This window comes from Amycolatopsis saalfeldensis, from assembly GCF_900110575.1.
Lineage (GTDB): Bacteria > Actinomycetota > Actinomycetes > Mycobacteriales > Pseudonocardiaceae > Amycolatopsis > Amycolatopsis saalfeldensis.
In genome coordinates this window covers 68,105-84,097 of the sequence record NZ_FOEF01000013.1, presented here as the reverse complement: position 1 = coordinate 84,097, position 15,993 = coordinate 68,105, and the positions used below count along the sequence as shown (strand labels likewise).

The following is a 15,993-nucleotide window of genomic DNA, read 5'->3' as shown; positions in this document are numbered from 1 at the left end:
CGGTCAGCGGGGCCCGCCAGAGTCGTGGCCATCACGACAGCTGGAGGGGCCATGACCACACTCACCAGGGGACGGAAGGCCGGCATCATCGGCGTCTGCGTCCTCGCGCAAATCCTCATCGCCGTCGACATGACGGTGCTGCACCTGGCCATCCCGGCGGTTTCGGAGGCGCTGCACCCGAGCACCACGCAGGCGCTGTGGATCGCCGACGGGTACGGGTTCGCGCTGGCCGGGCTGCTGATCACGATGGGCAACCTCGGGGACCGGATCGGGCGCAAACGGCTGCTGCTGAGCGGCGCGGCGGTGTTCGGGCTCGTCTCGGTGGCCACCGCGTACGCGCCGAACGCGGAGCTGCTGATCGCGTTGCGCGTGCTGCTCGGCATGAGCGCGGCGACGCTGATGCCGTCCACGCTGTCGATCCTGCGCAACACCTTCACCGGCAAGGAGCGCACCGCCGCGATCGGGGTGTCCAGCGGGTTGACGATCCTCGGCTTCGGGCTCGGCCCGCTGGTCGGCGGCGCGCTGCTCGACCACTTCTGGTGGGGCTCGGTGTTCCTGGTCAACGTGCCGGTGGTCGCCGTGCTGATCCTCGTGGAGCTGGCCGTGCTGCCGGAGTCGCGCAACCCGCGGCCGGGGCGGATCGACCTGGTCAGCGTCGGGCTGTCGCTGGCCGGGATCCTCGGCGTCGTCTACACGATCAAGGAAATCGCGTACAAAGGCCTGGATCACTGGGACGTCTACGCCGCCGCGGTCGTCGGCGTCGGCTGCCTCCTGACGTTCGTGCTGCGCCAGCCGCGGCTGAGTGAGCCGCTGATGGACCTGAAGCTCTTCGGCAACCGCGCGTTCTCCGCGACGATCGGGGTGACGGTGCTGGCGATGTTCGCGCAGCTGACCGTTTCGCTGATGTCCGCGCAGTACTTCCAACTCGTCCTCGGCTGGTCGCCGCTGAAGTCCGGGCTCGCCGGGCTGCCCGGGATGGGCGGCGCGCTGGTCGGCGGGACGCTCGGCGCGGTGCTGGTCAAGGTGCTCGGCCGGGCCGGCACGGTCACGCTCGGCTGCGCCGCTTCAGCACTCGGCTTCGCGCTGTACAGCCAAATCGACCTGACCACGGCCTATCCGTACTTGGTCGTGACCATGGCGGTCTTCGGGATCGGGCTCGCGCTGGTGCTGACCGTCGCCACGGACACGGTGCTCGGGGTCGTGCCCAAGGAACGGGCCGGCGCGGCTTCGGCGATTTCCGAGACGGCCACGGAACTCGGTGGCGCGCTGGGGATCGCGGTGCTGGGGAGTCTGCTGGGGTCGCTGTACCGGAACGGGCTGGTGCTGCCGGGCGGGCTTTCGGCCGCGGCGGCGGATTCGGCCCGCGACACCCTCGGCGGGGCGGTGCAGGTCGCGGCCCAGGTGCCCGGCGGGCAGGCGTTGCTGGCGAGCGCGCGGGAAGCGTTCGTCGGCGGGCTGCAGGTGACGATGCTGGGGGCGGCCGGTCTGATGGTCGTGGTGACGGTGGTGGCCTGGGTGGCGCTGAAGGGCGTGCCGAAGGTGCTCGACGACCCCGCCGAGATCAACGAGCCCGTGCTGGTTTAACGGCGGGGCGCGGCCAGCGGGACGGCGTGCTTGTCCCCGGAGCGGACCATGGCGCGCAACGGTTTCGTGGCCAGGGACAGAAAGCGGGCCGCGGCCGGGCGGTGGTTGCGGCGGGCGATGTCGGGGCCGAAGGCGGACATCAGGGTCACCAGTCCGGGCAACGGGCGGACGTAAAGCGTCGCCTCGGTGATGAGGTCGTCCTCGATCCGCAGCAACGCCGCTTCCTCCACCGGTTCGTCGCCGATCTGCGCGGTGTAGATGACCACACGGGTCTCTTCATCGCCCAGATCGGCGACGAACCGCACGTTTTTCAAGTGGCTGTACGCGACTTCGATCAACGGCCGCAGTTCCGCGTGGCCGGTGAAGCGCACTCGGCCCGTGAGCGGGGAATGCAGGACGGCGTCGGCGGCGAAGGTGGTCATGGCCAGGTCCACGTCGCCGGTTTCGGCGGCCTTGCGGTAGCGCTCGGTGACCTTCATGCGTCCTCCCGGATCAGGTCTCGCAGGCCTCGCCAGAGGAGGTCGACGGTCAGGGCCACCACGTCCTCGCGGGGCACATCGCGGTTCGACCACCACCAGCGCGCGATGGCGTTCAGTGCGCTCTTGCACGCCTCGGCCAGCACGGCGTCGGCGCGCTCGCGGGACAGGCGTGCGGTCAGGTCCAGGCGCGGGACCAGGCGGAACACCGTGGTGAGCTGCTCGGTCGCCCGCTGCTGGCCAAGCCGGTGCACCTGGGCGACGGCCGGGTCGGCGGGGGTCTCCGCGAAGATCATCCGCCAGCCCGGCTCGTGCGCCTCGATCCAGGCGAAGATCGCGGCGACGCGGCTGTGCAGCAGTTCCTCCGCCCCTGTGTCGCCGTGCGGCAGCTCCGCCCAGCCGGCCAGCAGGCTGTCCACTTCGGACTCCAGCAGGCTCGCGTAGAGGTCGGCTTTGGCCGGAAAATGGTCGTACAGCACCGGTGTGCTGATTCCGGCGGCGGCCGCGACCTCGCGCATCCCCGCCGCCGCGTACCCCGTTGAGGCGAACACCCCGGCGGCCGCCGTGAGGATGCGCGCCCGGCGTTCCGCCCTGGTCAACCGCTTGCCTGACATCGGTCAGGTACGTTACCAGACTAACCTGACGATTGTCAGGTTACGCGGCCGCGGACCCGGTCGCGTAGCCTTTCCGACCGTGCGGAACGTCGTGGTGATCGGTGGGGGAATCGTCGGCCTGGCCGTGGCCTGGGAGCTGTCGAAGCGCGGGCAGGACGTCACGGTGCTCGAGAAGGAGGTCCGCTGGGCGGCGCACCAGACCGGGCACAACTCGAACGTCGTGCACGCCGGCCTGTACTACAAGCCCGGCTCGTTCAAGGCGCGGATGTCCGTGGCCGGCAATCGGTCCATTGTGGACTTCGCCCGGCAGTACGGCGTGCCCGTCGAGGTCTGCGGGAAGCTCGTGGTGGCCACCGAAGCCGCCGAGCTGCCGGCGCTGGCCACGCTCGCCGAACGCGCGGAGGCGAACGGCGTCCCGGCGAAGCAGGTTTCGCCCGCCGAAGCCCGCGAGTACGAGCCCGAGGTGGCTTGCGTCGGCGCGCTGCGGGTGGAGTCCACGGGCATCATAGACTACGAGGCCGTCTGCGCCACGCTCGTCCGCCTGCTGGACGAGGCCGACGCCGATCTGCGGCTGAACACCGCGGCGCTCGGCATCCGCCCCGGCCGCCACGGCGGGGTCGAGGTCGCCACGGCCACGGAGGTGCTGCGCGCCGACGCGCTGGTGAACTGCGCGGGCCTCCAGTCCGACCGCGTCGCCGAGCTGGCCGGCCTGACGCCGAGCGCCCGCATCGTCCCGTTCCGCGGCGAGTACTACGAGCTCAAGCCCGAACGCCGGCACCTCGTGCGCGGCCTGATCTACCCGGTGCCGGACCCGACGCTGCCGTTCCTCGGCGTCCACCTCACGCGGATGCTCGACGGCAGCGTCCACGCGGGACCGAACGCCGTCCTCGCGTTGCGGCGCGAGGGCTACCGATGGGCGGACGTCTCCCCGAAGGACCTCGCCGACGTCGCCCGTTTCCCCGGCGCCTGGCGGCTCGCGAAGAAGTACGCCTTCCCGACCGGGCTGGAGGAAGTGCGGCGCTCGTTCTCGAAGAAGCGCTTCGCCGCCAGCCTCGCGCGCCTCGTCCCCGCGGTCACGGAGCACGACATCGTCCGCCACGGATCGGGCGTGCGCGCGCAGGCCTTGCGCCCCGACGGCTCCCTCGTCGACGACTTCCTCATCGAGACCGCACGGGACCAGGTGCACGTCCTCAACGCCCCGTCCCCGGCGGCGACGAGCGCGCTCGAGATCGCCCGGCACATCGCGGACGAGGTCTCGGTTTAGGCCTGTCACCAGCGCGAAAGGATCTTTCGAAGTTTTTTCCGGAAATCCGTGAACCGCTTGCGCCCCCAGCCCCGTGTGATGGCCGAGAAGAGCAAGCACACGGGAGGGGTCCGGGGACATGAACCACAACGGCTCACACTTCGACGCGACGATGAAGCTCGTTCTGCCGCAGCAGAACCGGCAGTCGGTGAAGTCGTTGCCCGGACAGGACCTCGGCCGCGTGGTGAAGCTGGTCCAGCGGGCCGGTGAGACGAAGCCGCTGCGCGTCGACGTGGCCGGCGGCGGGCCGGTCGGGCTGATCTTCGCGTGCACCCTGCGCTCGATGATGGGCGAGCAGGCCAAGATCCGCGTGTACGACCGGCGCTGGACCCGGCGCGGCAACCGCATCGCCTGGCGCGGCGAGGAAGAGGGCAACAACCGCCGCGAGCAGGTCGTCACCCTGCAGAGCAACGTCTGGGGCCAGCTGCCGCAGCTGGTGCAGCAGCGCCTGTTCGTCGCCGGCAAGCACTCCGAGATGTGGCCGCTGGGCCCGGACTCCCCCGCCGAGCGCGGCCGCCCGCGCAACATCAAGATCCGCTGGATCGAGGACTGCCTGCTCGAGATGGCGCAGGACGTCTACGGCATCGAGCTGGTCCCCGAGCCCTACGCCCGGCCCGAGTCCTGGAACGAGGTCGACGTGCTCGCCATCTGCGACGGCGCCCGCTCCAAGACCCGCGACGACCTCAAGGACGCGTTCGGCACCTCCAGCCGCGACCTCTACTCGGTGAACGGCGCGCCGCTGGACGAGACCGTGCTCGGCATCCGCGTGAAGGGGAAGCTGCCGGACGAGTTCACCGTGCCGCTGACCGTGTGCCAGAACCGCTTCCTGTTCAACTCGCTCGGCGGCGGCTTCATCAACATGCGCCTCACCGCCGAGGAGGCCTCCGAACTGGTGGCCTACGGCGAGAACGGCCCGGTCGAGTGCATCGGCAAGTTCGGCTGCACCATGTGCCCGGACGGCGACAAGTTCGTCTGCGACCGGCACAAGTCCGTGTTCAAGCCCTCGGTGGACGCGCTCTCGTTCCTCTGGCCGCGGATCGCCGACGGCATCAAGTTCTTCGGTGTCGGACTGGCGGACGTCGTCGGCATCACCACGTTCAAGCTCGGCATGACGCAGAACCCGAAGTTCACCGCGCAGCTCGCGCCGACCACGTTCGGCTTCCTGCTCGGCGACGCCGCCAACTCGCTGCACTTCTGGCCCGGCCGCGGCCTCAACACCGGGGTGAAGAGCGTGCAGTCGCTCGCCGCGAACCTGAAGGCCCGCTGGTCCGGCCGCTCGTTCCGCGCCGCGGACTTCGCCGCGCACGAGGGCCTGATGCAGCAGCTGCAGTACCGCGAGAAGTCCCGCGCCTGGACCACCATGCTGATGCCCGACGAGAACGGCGTGCCGCGCGGCATCGAGGACCGCATCCGCGCCGGGCTGGCCGGCGGGCACGACCGCCAGGCCCTCACCGAGACGCTGTTCCAGCGGCTCAAGTCGATCAAGGACCGGATGGCGGGCCGGATGGCGAACCTGCCCGACGACGGCTGGTACCGCGCCCGGATCAACGGCCTCGACACCAAAACCCTCGCCGTGATGGTGGAATCCGGCTCCTGGATCACCCGCGAGATCGGCGGCGAGGAGGTCGCGGTCGACCTCGACCTCAAGCGGCCCGCGGCTCCGGTTTCGGCCCCGGTCCCGGTTTCGGCTCCCGCTCGGTGCATGGCCCCGGCGCCGGCTCGGCCCTCGGCCCCGCTCGCGGTTCCGGCCCCGGCTCGCCCGCTGGTCGCGGCGCCGGTCCGGCCGTCGGTCGCGGCTCCGGTTCGCCCGCTGGTCGCGGCTTCGGCCGCGCCGCAGCCGGTCCGGACCGCGCCGCCGAACATCCCGGCCGCGCGCAACGTGCCGGTCGCGCCGCCGCGCACCGTGGCCCCGTCGTGGGGCCCGGCCCGTCCGGCGGCGCCGCACCGGAGCGTGGCGCTCGCCGGCTGAGCCCGGCCGGACGTCTCAGGCGGGCAGGTTCGCGGTGACCAGCGGAATGCCCGCCTTGACGGCGTCGCAGGACTTGTTCGGATCGTCCAGGTAACCGCTGACGATCTCGACCGACGAGGTGCCCGACAGCGCCAGCCCGGCAGCGCAGTTCACGCCGCCGGAGTCGTTGAAGTTGGCGAAGACCGACCACTTGCGACCGCCGGCGTCGACCTGCTCGACGGGCGGCACGTCCATGCCGATCCACTTCGACACGGGCACGTCCGGGCCGAGCCAGACCTCGAACGCCTTCTGGCCGCGGTCCCCGTCGGTGTCCTTCCAGAGGCAGTACGTGACGTTGGGCGTGGGGCTGTCGGAGGTGCTCTTCTGGCCCGTCGTCTCCATGTTCAGCTGCGCGGCCTGCTCGGGCTTGAGCAGGGTGCACGGGTCGAGCGTCGCGAGCGGCCCACTCGGCGCGGCCGGCGTCGACGGTCCCGCCGAGCTGATCGGCGGGGCCGGCTGCCCGCCCGGAAGGCGCGCGGCGACCTGGGGGATCGCGAGCTTCGCCAGTTCGCAGGCCTTGTCCTCGTCCTGGAACGAGACGCTCACGAAGGCGAACGACTTCGCGCCGAGCGTGGTGTACAGGTCGCAGCTGCCGGGGATGAACGAGCCGTACCGCGTCCAGTCGAGCCCGCCCAGCTTCACCGGCGGGGCCTTGACCACGGCGCCCTGCAGGTAGTTGTCGAGGGTCTGGTCGACGGCCCAGCCGACGTTCAGGATCACCGGGGGCGAAACGTCGTCCTTGGTGTGCCACAAGCACATCGCGGGCGCACGCTGCGCCTCGCTGGCGGGCACGCCGTGGCCGGACGCCTGGTAGCCGAGCGCGTCGAGCTGCTGGGCGTCCAGCACCTTGCACGGGTCGACGACCTGCTTCACCGGCCCCTGCCCCGGCAACGGCGCGGCCGTGCCCCCGACCGTCACCGTGCACCCCGCGAGCAGCACGGCCGCGGCCGTGACCGTCAACCCCGCGCGGACTCCCCTGAACCCCATCGGCGTTCCTCCCGTTCGGCCCGCACCCTACTGGGCCGAACGGCGGCGCACCGGCTCATCAGCGGAAACCGCCGCCGCGGATCACGTCCCGTGACAGATGGCACGGGACGGCCCGGTTCCGCAGTGGTCTGGTGGAGCCAGGCCCGGATCCGAGGAGGAGATTCCCTTGCGAACAGTTCTGTCCATGGCGCTCGCGGCGATGGCGGTGGTGTCGGCCACGGCCGGTGTGGCCGACGCCGCCACGGCAGCGTCCGGGGCGTCGGTGCAGTGGGGCGCGTGCCCCGCCGATGTCACCAAACCCGGTCTGCAGTGCTCGACCATCGAGGTTCCGCTCGACTACCGCCGGCCGGACGGACGGAAGATCGAGGTCGCGATTTCCCGTTTGGCGAGCCAGAATCCGGCGAAACGCCGAGGCGTGCTGCTGGTCAACCAGGGCGGGCCGGGCGAGACCGGGCTGCGCTGGCCCGCCGACCTGCGCGACGGCCCGGGCGGCGGCGCGAAGCTGCCGCAGAGCGTGCTCGACTCGTACGACATCATCGGGTTCGACCCGCGCGGGGTCGGCCACAGCACCCCGGTGACCTGCGACCTGACCCAGGAGCAGCAGGTAAGGGGGAACATCCCGCCGTACGCGCGCGATGCGGCGGACGTCGTCAAGCAGTCCGAAGCGGCCAAGGCCGTCGCGCGGCAGTGCGCGACCTCGTCCTCGGCCTGGATGCTCCCGTACGTGACGACGGCGAACACCGCGCGCGACATGGACCAGATCCGCGAGGCGCTGGGCGAGCCGAAGATCTCCTACGACGGCTACTCCTACGGCACCTACCTGGGCGCGGTCTACACCACGCTGTTCCCCCAGCGCAGCGACCGGATCATCCTGGACAGCAGCCTCGGCCCGGGCGGCCTGGACTACGACGCCATGCGCCTGTGGGGCCCCGGTTTCCAGGAGCGGTTCCCCGACTTCGCCGAGTACGCCGCCGCGCAGCCCGGCCACCCGCTCGGCACCACGCCGGCCCAGGTGACCGCGAAGTTCAACCAGCTGGCGGACCTGTACGACCGCCATCCGGTGCCCGGGCTGGACGGGGCGGCCTTCCGATTGGTCAGCTTCAGCCTGCTGTACAACAACAAGGCCTTCCCCAAGATGGTGAACTTCCTGGTGGGGGTCGATCCGAGCCAGCCACCGGCGGCGGCGGCGAAGCAGTCGAACGACGCGCCGGCCGCGGACAACAACAACACCATTTCCAGCTTTTTCTACGTGACCTGCGGTGATTCCAGCTGGCCGACGTCGTTGCCCGGCTACCAGCTCAACGTCGCCGTCGACCGGGCGCGCTACCCGATGTTCGGCGCGGCCGGGTCCAACGTCGGGCCGTGCGCCTACTGGCCGTCGAAGCCGGTCGAGCCGAAGGTGCGGATCACCGGCGACGGCCCGTCGAACGTGCTGATGATGCAGAACCTGCGCGATCCGGCCACCCCGCTGGCCGGGGCGCTGAAGACCCGCGCGGCCTTCGGCAACCGGGCCCGCATGGTCACCGTCGACGGCGGCGGGCACGGCGTCTATCTGGTCGGGCAGGCCAACACCTGCGCCAGTGACGCCGTGACCGGCTACCTCGCCAACGGCCGGCTGCCGGCCCACGACGAGTTCTGCGCGGCCGAGTAGGCACAGCGCCTCGGACATCAGCGGTATAGTTATACCGCTGATGTCCGAGGCCAAGAGGAGGCCTGATGTTCGAGATCGCCGAACGCACTCAGGTCCGTGCCGAGCTGATCGCCGCGGCCCGCCGGGACGCGGACATCGTCGGTGCCGCCCTGGTCGGCTCGGCCGCTCGCGGCGTCGAGGACCGGTGGTCGGACATCGATCTCGTCCTCCAACTCGCCGACGATGCGGACGAGCCCTCGGTCGTCGCGCGGTGGACTCGCTCGCTCGACGACCAGTTCGGCGTCGCCGACACTCTCGACGTGATCTCGAACGAAGGCGTTCGCTACCGGGTCTTCCTGCTCGACTCGGCGTTGCAGGTCGATCTCTCCTTCTGGCCACGCGATCTGTTCCGCGCCACCGAAACCGGCTTCCGGCTCGTCTTCGGTCAGGCCAACGAGTCGACGAGCCCATCGGCACCCGACAGCGCGCAGGTGATCGGCCTGGCGTGGCTCTACGAGGTGCACGCCCGTTCGGCAATCGCCGGCGGGCGGTCTCGGCAGGTCCTGCTCCGGCACTACCTGACCGTCGCCGGCCACCACGATGCCGAGCGCGCGGCCGCCCTTCGCCGCGCGCTCGGCTAGAGCCACAAGCGAGTCAGCGCTTCTTGACCGGCTCCAGCACCTCACGCCCGCCGACGAACGGGCGCAGCGCCTCGGGCACCAGCACGGAACCGTCGGGCTGCTGGTGGTTCTCCATGATCGCCACGATCCAGCGGGTGGTCGCGAGGGTGCCGTTCAGCGTCGCCGCGATCTGGGGCTTGCCGTTCTCGCCGCGGTAGCGGACGGAGAGGCGGCGGGCCTGGAACGTGGTGCAGTTCGAGGTGGACGTCAGCTCGCGGTAGGTCTCCTGCGTCGGGACCCAGGCCTCGCAGTCGAACTTGCGGTGGGCCGACGTGCCGAGGTCGCCGGTGGCCGTGTCGATGACCCGGTACGGGACGTCGATCTTGGCCAGCATCTGCTCCTCCCAGCCGAGCAGCCGGGCGTGCTCGGCCTCCGCGTCCTCCGGCTTGGTGTAGACGAACATCTCCACCTTGTCGAACTGGTGCACGCGGATGATGCCGCGGGTGTCCTTGCCGTACGAGCCGGCCTCGCGCCGGTAGCAGGACGACCAGCCGGCGTAGCGGCGCGCGCCGTCGCCGAGGTCGAGGATCTCGTCGGAGTGGAAGCCCGCGAGCGGGACCTCCGACGTGCCCACGAGGTACAGGTCGTCGTCGCGCAGGCGGTAGACCTCCGACGCGTGCGCGCCGAGGAAACCGGTGCCGGCCATGATCTCCGGGCGCACCAGCGAGGGCGTGATCATCGGCGTGAAGCCGTTTTCCAGCGCCTGCGCGATGGCCATGTTCAGCAGCCCGAGCTGCAGCTGCGCGCCGACGCCCGAGAGGAAGTAGAACCGCGAGCCCGACACCTTCGCGCCGCGCTCCATGTCGACCGCGCCGAGCCCCTCCATCAGCTCGAGGTGGTCCAGCGGGGTGAAGTCGAACTTCCGCGGCTCGCCGACGGTCTTCAGCACGGTGAAGTCGTCCTCGCCGCCGATCGGCGCGTCCGGGTGCACCAGGTTCGCCACGGTGCGGAAGAGCTGGTCGAACTCCTCCGACGCCTCGTTCTGCTCGACCTCGGCGGCCTTCACCTGGGCCGAAAGCTCCTTCGCGCGGGTCAGCAGCTCGGCCTTCTCCTCCGGCGGCGCCTTCGGCACGAGCTTGCTCACGGACTTCTGCTCGGCCCGCAGCTTGTCGGCGCTCGCGATCGCGGAGCGGCGCCGGGAGTCGAAGCCGAGCAGCTTGTCGACCACCCCTTCGTCCTCACCACGGGCACGCTGCGACGCGCGCACGCCTTCCGGGTCTTCACGCAGAGTCCTGGGATCAATCACGGGGATGAGGGTAGTCGCAGGCCAGCTGGGCCTTCGACGCAGTTTCCCGTACAGACTGTGCGGGTGCCTCGGCACAAGCCGACAGTCTGATCGTTGTCGCCCGTTTCCCCGGCTCCCCATACTCGCCACAGGCCGAAACGGACGGAGAGAACGACATGACCGACGACCTGCTCGCGCGCCACCAGGCGGTACTGCCGTCGTGGATGTCGCTGCTGTACGAAGAGCCGCTCGAGATCGTGCACGCGCAGGACCGCCGGATAACCGACTCCAACGGCCGCACCTACCTCGACTTCTTCGCCGGCGTGCTGACTAATTCGATCGGCTACGACGTCGCCGAAATCGGTGACGCCGTGCGCAAGCAGCTCGACACCGGCGTGCTGCACACGTCCACGCTGTACCTGATCCGCTCGCAGGTGGAGCTGGCCGAGCGGATCGCGAAGCTCTCGGGCATCCCCGACGCGAAGGTGTTCTTCACCAGCACCGGCAGCGAGGCCAACGACACCGCGCTGATGCTGGCCACGCAGTACCGCCGCAGCAACCAGGTGCTGGCGCTGCGCAACTCGTATCACGGCCGTTCGTTCGGCACCGTCGCGATCACCGGCAACCGGGGCTGGTCGGCTTCGGCGTTGAGCCCGGTCAAGGTGAACTACGTGCACGGCGGCTACCGCTACCGCAGCCCGTTCAGGGATCTCTCCGATTCCGCCTACATCGACGCGTGCGTGGCCGATCTCGTCGATGTTCTGCAGATCGCCACCTCGGGTGACGTCGCGTGCCTGATCGCCGAGCCGATCCAGGGCGTCGGCGGGTTCAGCCTGCCCCCGGACGGACTGTTCAAGGCCATGAAGGAAGTGCTTGACGCGTACGGAATCCTCTTCGTCTCCGACGAGGTCCAGACCGGCTGGGGTCGCACCGGCGAGCACTTCTGGGGCATCCAGGCGCACGACGTGGTGCCGGACATGATGACGTTCGCCAAGGGCCTCGGCAACGGCCTCGCGATCGGCGGCGTGGTGGGCCGCGCCGCCGTGCTGGACTGCTTCCAGGCCCAATCGTTCTCGACCTTCGGCGGCAACCCGGTCTCGATGGTGGGCGCGACCGCGGTACTCGACTACATCAGCGACCACGACCTCCAGGCCAACTGCACGGCCCGCGGCAACCAGCTGCTGTCCGGCCTGCGCGCCGTGGCGAACCCGGTAGTCGGCGAGGTCCGCGGCAAGGGCCTGATGATCGGCGTCGAACTGGTCGAGCCAGGCACCACCACCCCCAGCGTGCGCGCCGCGGCGCGAATGCTGGAGGAAACCCGCAACCGCGGCCTCCTCATCGGCAAGGGCGGCCTGCACGGCAACGTCCTGCGCATCGGCCCCCCGATGACCCTCACCGAAGCCGAAGCCCAGGAAGGCCTCGACATCCTGGTCGACGCACTGGCCGCCACCCACGCCGCCCTCACCTGACCCCGGCCCTAACGGGGCGCCCTTGGCCAGCCCCGCGCAGCTGTCCCGACCCGACGCCGCTGCGCCAACCCCGGCGCCGGTATCCCAACCCCGGCGCAGCTGTGCCGATCCAGCGCCGCAGCGCCAAACCCCAGTGCCACTGTCCCGCCCCGGTAACGTGGAAAACGGGGGCTGCTCAGCACCAAGAGCCACCCACCACCGCGAACAACGTCCCCGAGCCGCAGGCGGAGGATCGATGATCGGTGACCGTTGGGGTGTCAGCGATAGCGAGGTCGCGCGCGCCTACCCATGCGACGACTTCGTCACCTCGCCCACGCTGCAGGCGTGGCGCGGCGTGGATGTCCGGGCGCCGGCCGAAGCAGTCTGGCCGTGGGTCACGCAGGTGCGGCTCGCCCCGTATTCCTACGACTGGATCGACAACCTCGGCCGCCGCTCGCCCCGCGCGCTGCTGAGGCTTCCCGAGCCGCAGGCAGGGGAGCGGTTCACCACCGCGGCCGGGCGTCGGCTGGGGCGGATCGTCTCGGTGGAGCCGGGCAAACAGCTGACGGGCAGGATCGCCGGTGTCTTCATGTCGTACGTCCTCGTGCCGCAGGAGCACGGCACGACCCGTCTGCTGCTCAAGGTCGCCGCGCGCACCAGCAGTGGGGCGGCACTCGTCATCTCGGTCGGCGATCTGGTCATGGCGCGGCGGCAGCTGCTGAACTTCAAGCGGCTCGCCGAGCGCCACTAACTCACCGCCGCACGAACCGAGCCACGTGCGCAGCCAGCTCCTCCCCCGCGTCCTCCTGCAGGAAGTGCCCGGCCCCGGCAATCGTCGGATGCGCCAGCCCCGCGGCGCCCGGCATGGCGCGCTGCAGGATCGGCGCCATCGCGCCGGTGATCGGGTCCGAGTCGGAAAACGCGCACAGGAACGGCACATCCAGCTCGGTCAGCTTCTGCCAAGCCGCGCGGTTGGCCGCCGACGCCGGGTCGTCCGGACGGGTCGGCACCAGCCCGGGCATCGCGCGCGGGCCCGCCTTGTACATCTCGTTCGGGAACGGCGCGTCGTAGGCGGCCTTCACCTCGTCCGTCAGCTTCGTGCGGGCGCCGGACTGGATGAACCGGCCGGTGTCGAAGACCTGCGCGTTCTCCACGGCCTGCCGGAACGAATGCCACACCTCCGGCATGTCCGTGTCCCCCGTGGGCAGGCCGGTGTTCGCCGCGACGAACCCGGCGAACCGGTCCGGGTGCTCGGCCAGCAGCCGCAGGCCGATCAGCCCGCCCCAGTCCTGCCCGACGAGCGTGACGCCGTGCAGGTCCAGCGCGTCGAACGCGAACGCCCGCATCCAGCCGACGTGCCGCGCGTAGCTGTGGTCAACGATGTCACCGGGCTTGTCCGACCGGCCGAAGCCGACCAGGTCCGGCGCGATCGCGCGCAGCCCGGCGTCGGCCAGCACCGGCAGCATCTTCCGGTACAGGTACGACCAGCTCGGCTCGCCGTGCAGGAGGAGCACCGGCGGGCCGTCGACGGGTCCCGCCTCGACGTAGCCCACTCTGATCAGCCCGCCGTGCGGATCGGCCAGCTCGGTGTACTGCGGCTCGTAGGGGAACTCGGGCAGGTCCGTGAACCGGTCTTCCGGTGTCCTGAGCAGTCGCACAGGTCCACGCTAGTGGGAACCGGACCGCCCGGCCACGCTCAGGAAATACTGACCGCGACCACGAGGCCGAGGCCGAGGTGCGCGGCCGCCACCACGATGCTCGCAGGGGCGAACTCCTCGCTCTCGATGGTGGAGCCCACGTCGATCCGCGTGGCCCACTCCAGCAGCCGCACGCCGACCACCTGGACGACGATGCCGATCAGGCCGTAGACCAGCGAGGTGATCAGGCCACCGGTGAGGTCGCTGGCGGAGTTGAAGATCGCCACCACCACGATGAACGCCATCGACAGCAGCCCGGACGCGGTCACGATCACCGCGTTCGGCAGGCCGCGCGTGACCAGCTGCGACAGCTTGCCCGGGGTGGTCCAGTCGATCGCGTAGAAGCCGGCGAACATCAGCAGCAGGCCGACGACGCCGTACAACAGGATCGCGCCGATCCCCCGCACGAGGTCGGAGCCGAACGTGTCGGACAGCGCAAGGGTCGAGGTCACAACGTCTCCCAGAACGATCAGAACGATTCGTGCGGATCAGGCGAAAAGCGGATCAGGGAGGGTTTTATCACGACTCGGGGATGCGGTGCGGGACAAATGCCGCACCGTCGTCCGTCACCAGTCCGCTGGTCTCGCGGATGCCCAGCCCGGCCGAGGCGTCCCCGACGATCCACGCGCCCAGCGCCGGCCGGTAGCCGTCGAACTCCGGCAGCGGGTCGAACGCCTGGTAGACGTAGCCTTCGGCGCCGTAGACGCCGTCGGTCTGGGTCTCGTAGCCGGTGGCGACGATCTGCACGTTCGCGCCCTCACGGCCCAGCTTCGGCTTGCGCACGTACTCCGTGAGCAGGCCGGGGTCGTCGGTGAACGCGGGCAGCAGGTTCGGGTGCCCGGGGTAGTTCTCCCACAGGACCGCCAGCAGCGCCTTGTTCGACAGCAGCATCTTCCACAGCGGCTCGACCCACAGCGTGCGCGGCATCGTCTCCACGGCGAAGCGGCCGAACTCCTCGTCGACCACCCATTCCCACGGGTAGAGCTTCACGACCGTGGACATCGGCGCCTCGGCGAGGTCCACGAAGCGCTTGAGCACCGGGTCCCAGCCGATCTCCTCGATCGCCAGGCCCACGGTGTCGAGCCCGGCCTCGGCGGCGGTCTCCTGGAGGTACGCGGTGGTGACGTGGTCTTCGCCGCTCGGATCGGCCGAGGACCAGGTGAAGTGCAGCTCGTTCGACGGCAGCTTGTCGCCGATCTCCCGCCAGCGCTCGACCAGCTTCTCGTGGATGGAGTTCCACTGGTCGTCGCCCTCGAACACGTCCGTCTTCCAGTGCCACTGGAGCACCGAAGCCTCGAGCAGCGTGGTCGGCGTGTCCGCGTTGTACTCCAGCATCTTGGCCGGCGACTTGCCGTCGTAACGCAGGTCGAAACGGCCGTACACGTGCGGGTCCTGCCGCTTCCACGACTCGGCGATGTGGGGCCAGACCCACTCCGGGATGCCGAACCGCCGGTAGCCCTCGGTGGTCACGACGTTGTCCACGGCCTCCAGGCACATGGAGTGCAGCAGCTCGACGTCGGCCTCCAGCGAGAGGACCTCGTCCATGCTGAACACGTAGTGCACGGACTCGTCCCAGTACGGGCGCGCCTTGCCGGCGCCGTCCCTGGCCGGGGTGCCGTAGACCAGTCCCTGGTCCTCGACGGTCCGCTGCCAGTCCCGGCGCGGTTCGCTGCGATCCCGGTACACCTACGAGCCCCCGCTCTTGCCGGTGCCGCCCGTGCCGCCGGACGTCCCGCTCTTGCCGCTGATGCCGAACCCGCCGCGCTGCACGGACTTGCCCGACTTGGTGGAGACGTTGGTGTTCCCGGACGGCGCGCTGAACGAGCCGCCGGAGACGCGCTGGCCGATGTTGCCGGTGCCGCCGTAGTTGTATCGGTACTGGGAGAAGCCGCCGCCGGGCAACGGGATGAACCAGAATCCGCCGCTGGAGTAGCCGTGGTGGCTGCTGACGTAACTCTCGTCGCAGTTCTCGTCCGGCTGGACCACTCCGCTGGCGTCGGTGCAGACCGCCGTCGTGTTGGTCGGCCTCGCGACCGTGTAGAAGGTGCCGACGAGCCCGGCCAGGCCGACGACGACGCCGCTGCCGATCAGGATCTTGCGCTTGGTCGCCGCCTTGCGGCCGGCGACCAAGGCCGCGGCCTGCGCTTCCTGTTCCTCGCGCTCCTGGTCGGCGATGGCCTGCCGACGGGCACGCTGCTCGGCCAGCGACGGCTCACGCGGCTGCGTGCTCCCGTCCTGGAACCTCATCGAACCGCGCTGGGCCGGCTCTTCGGGCGGCTGCTGCCCCACGTTGTCGTCCTGCGTCATCTGCGCTCCGTAATCCCCCGCACCGCGAAACCAT

15 protein-coding genes are annotated in these 15,993 nt (G+C 70.3%); 7 read left to right on the top strand and 8 right to left on the bottom strand.

The window, feature by feature from the left end:
* Positions 1–51 precede the first annotated feature (51 nt).
* Positions 52–1,584 (top strand): MFS transporter, encoded by a 1,533-nt coding sequence (locus BMY97_RS26880; protein WP_091621442.1) that lies wholly within the window; start codon positions 52–54, stop codon positions 1,582–1,584.
* Here BMY97_RS26880 and BMY97_RS26875 read toward each other — a convergent pair.
* Positions 1,581–2,063 (bottom strand): nuclear transport factor 2 family protein, encoded by a 483-nt coding sequence (locus BMY97_RS26875; RefSeq protein WP_091621440.1) that lies wholly within the window; start codon positions 2,061–2,063, stop codon positions 1,581–1,583. The genes BMY97_RS26880 and BMY97_RS26875 overlap by 4 nt on opposite strands.
* Positions 2,060–2,674, bottom strand: coding sequence for a TetR/AcrR family transcriptional regulator (locus BMY97_RS26870; protein WP_177231570.1), 615 nt, complete (start codon positions 2,672–2,674; stop codon positions 2,060–2,062). Before BMY97_RS26870 ends, BMY97_RS26875 begins: the two co-directional genes overlap by 4 nt.
* A gap of 79 nt (positions 2,675–2,753) precedes the next feature.
* Here BMY97_RS26870 and lhgO point away from each other — a divergent pair, with 79 nt between their 5' ends.
* Together lhgO and BMY97_RS26860 are read left to right on the top strand one after the other, a co-directional pair.
* Positions 2,754–3,938, top strand: coding sequence for an L-2-hydroxyglutarate oxidase (gene lhgO, locus BMY97_RS26865; protein ID WP_091621437.1), 1,185 nt, complete (start codon positions 2,754–2,756; stop codon positions 3,936–3,938).
* Positions 3,939–4,056: 118 nt separating this feature from the next.
* Positions 4,057–5,946, top strand: coding sequence for a hypothetical protein (locus BMY97_RS26860; protein WP_091621435.1), 1,890 nt, complete (start codon positions 4,057–4,059; stop codon positions 5,944–5,946).
* Between the two features lie 15 nt (positions 5,947–5,961).
* On the opposite strand, the gene BMY97_RS26855 is transcribed toward BMY97_RS26860, so the two are convergent.
* Positions 5,962–6,972 carry a DUF3558 family protein gene (locus BMY97_RS26855; RefSeq protein ID WP_091621433.1) on the bottom strand — a complete coding sequence of 337 codons (1,011 nt, stop codon included), beginning with the start codon at positions 6,970–6,972 and terminating at the stop codon, positions 5,962–5,964.
* Positions 6,973–7,138: 166 nt separating this feature from the next.
* Here BMY97_RS26855 and BMY97_RS26850 point away from each other — a divergent pair, with 166 nt between their 5' ends.
* Positions 7,139–8,623, top strand: coding sequence for an alpha/beta hydrolase (locus tag BMY97_RS26850; protein WP_091621430.1), 1,485 nt, complete (start codon positions 7,139–7,141; stop codon positions 8,621–8,623).
* Positions 8,624–8,688: 65 nt separating this feature from the next.
* Complete coding sequence (locus tag BMY97_RS26845; protein WP_091621428.1) at positions 8,689–9,243, top strand: nucleotidyltransferase domain-containing protein; 555 nt, start codon at positions 8,689–8,691, stop codon at positions 9,241–9,243.
* A 13-nt stretch (positions 9,244–9,256) separates the two neighbouring features.
* Here the strand turns inward: BMY97_RS26845 and serS are convergent, their stop codons facing one another.
* Positions 9,257–10,528 carry a serine--tRNA ligase gene (gene serS / locus BMY97_RS26840; protein WP_091621425.1) on the bottom strand — a complete coding sequence of 424 codons (1,272 nt, stop codon included), beginning with the start codon at positions 10,526–10,528 and terminating at the stop codon, positions 9,257–9,259.
* Between the two features lie 155 nt (positions 10,529–10,683).
* Here serS and BMY97_RS26835 point away from each other — a divergent pair, with 155 nt between their 5' ends.
* Positions 10,684–11,976, top strand: a complete 1,293-nt coding sequence (locus BMY97_RS26835) for an aspartate aminotransferase family protein (protein ID WP_091621422.1) — start codon at positions 10,684–10,686, stop codon at positions 11,974–11,976.
* 235 nt (positions 11,977–12,211) lie between these two features.
* On the top strand, positions 12,212–12,706 hold the full coding sequence (locus BMY97_RS26830) for a polyketide cyclase (RefSeq protein ID WP_091621419.1): 495 nt from the start codon (positions 12,212–12,214) through the stop codon (positions 12,704–12,706).
* A 1-nt stretch (position 12,707) separates the two neighbouring features.
* Here the strand turns inward: BMY97_RS26830 and BMY97_RS26825 are convergent, their stop codons facing one another.
* From BMY97_RS26825 to BMY97_RS26810, 4 genes are all read right to left on the bottom strand, one after another.
* Positions 12,708–13,613, bottom strand: a complete 906-nt coding sequence (locus BMY97_RS26825) for a haloalkane dehalogenase (protein WP_091621416.1) — start codon at positions 13,611–13,613, stop codon at positions 12,708–12,710.
* 38 nt (positions 13,614–13,651) lie between these two features.
* Positions 13,652–14,104, bottom strand: a complete 453-nt coding sequence (locus tag BMY97_RS26820; protein WP_091621414.1) for a DUF350 domain-containing protein — start codon at positions 14,102–14,104, stop codon at positions 13,652–13,654.
* Positions 14,105–14,171: 67 nt separating this feature from the next.
* Positions 14,172–15,338 carry a glutathionylspermidine synthase family protein gene (locus BMY97_RS26815; RefSeq protein ID WP_091621411.1) on the bottom strand — a complete coding sequence of 389 codons (1,167 nt, stop codon included), beginning with the start codon at positions 15,336–15,338 and terminating at the stop codon, positions 14,172–14,174.
* A complete protein-coding gene (locus BMY97_RS26810) occupies positions 15,339–15,959 on the bottom strand; it encodes a hypothetical protein (RefSeq protein ID WP_177231569.1) in 621 nt (206 codons plus the stop codon). It lies immediately after the preceding gene.
* Between the last annotated feature and the right edge of the window lie 34 nt (positions 15,960–15,993).

Bases quoted from the DNA above. Each gene is read 5' to 3' on its own strand.
- BMY97_RS26845 (WP_091621428.1), top strand. From the start codon at position 8,689: ATGTTCGAGATCGCCGAACGCACTCAGGTCCGTGCCGAGCTGATCGCC.
- BMY97_RS26860 (WP_091621435.1), top strand. From the start codon at position 4,057: ATGAACCACAACGGCTCACACTTCGACGCGACGATGAAGCTCGTTCTG.
- BMY97_RS26830 (WP_091621419.1), top strand. From the start codon at position 12,212: ATGATCGGTGACCGTTGGGGTGTCAGCGATAGCGAGGTCGCGCGCGCC.
- BMY97_RS26855 (WP_091621433.1), bottom strand. From the start codon at position 6,972: ATGGGGTTCAGGGGAGTCCGCGCGGGGTTGACGGTCACGGCCGCGGCC.
- BMY97_RS26880 (WP_091621442.1), top strand. From the start codon at position 52: ATGACCACACTCACCAGGGGACGGAAGGCCGGCATCATCGGCGTCTGC.
- BMY97_RS26835 (WP_091621422.1), top strand. From the start codon at position 10,684: ATGACCGACGACCTGCTCGCGCGCCACCAGGCGGTACTGCCGTCGTGG.
- BMY97_RS26870 (WP_177231570.1), bottom strand. From the start codon at position 2,674: ATGTCAGGCAAGCGGTTGACCAGGGCGGAACGCCGGGCGCGCATCCTC.
- BMY97_RS26875 (WP_091621440.1), bottom strand. From the start codon at position 2,063: ATGAAGGTCACCGAGCGCTACCGCAAGGCCGCCGAAACCGGCGACGTG.
- BMY97_RS26810 (WP_177231569.1), bottom strand. From the start codon at position 15,959: ATGACGCAGGACGACAACGTGGGGCAGCAGCCGCCCGAAGAGCCGGCC.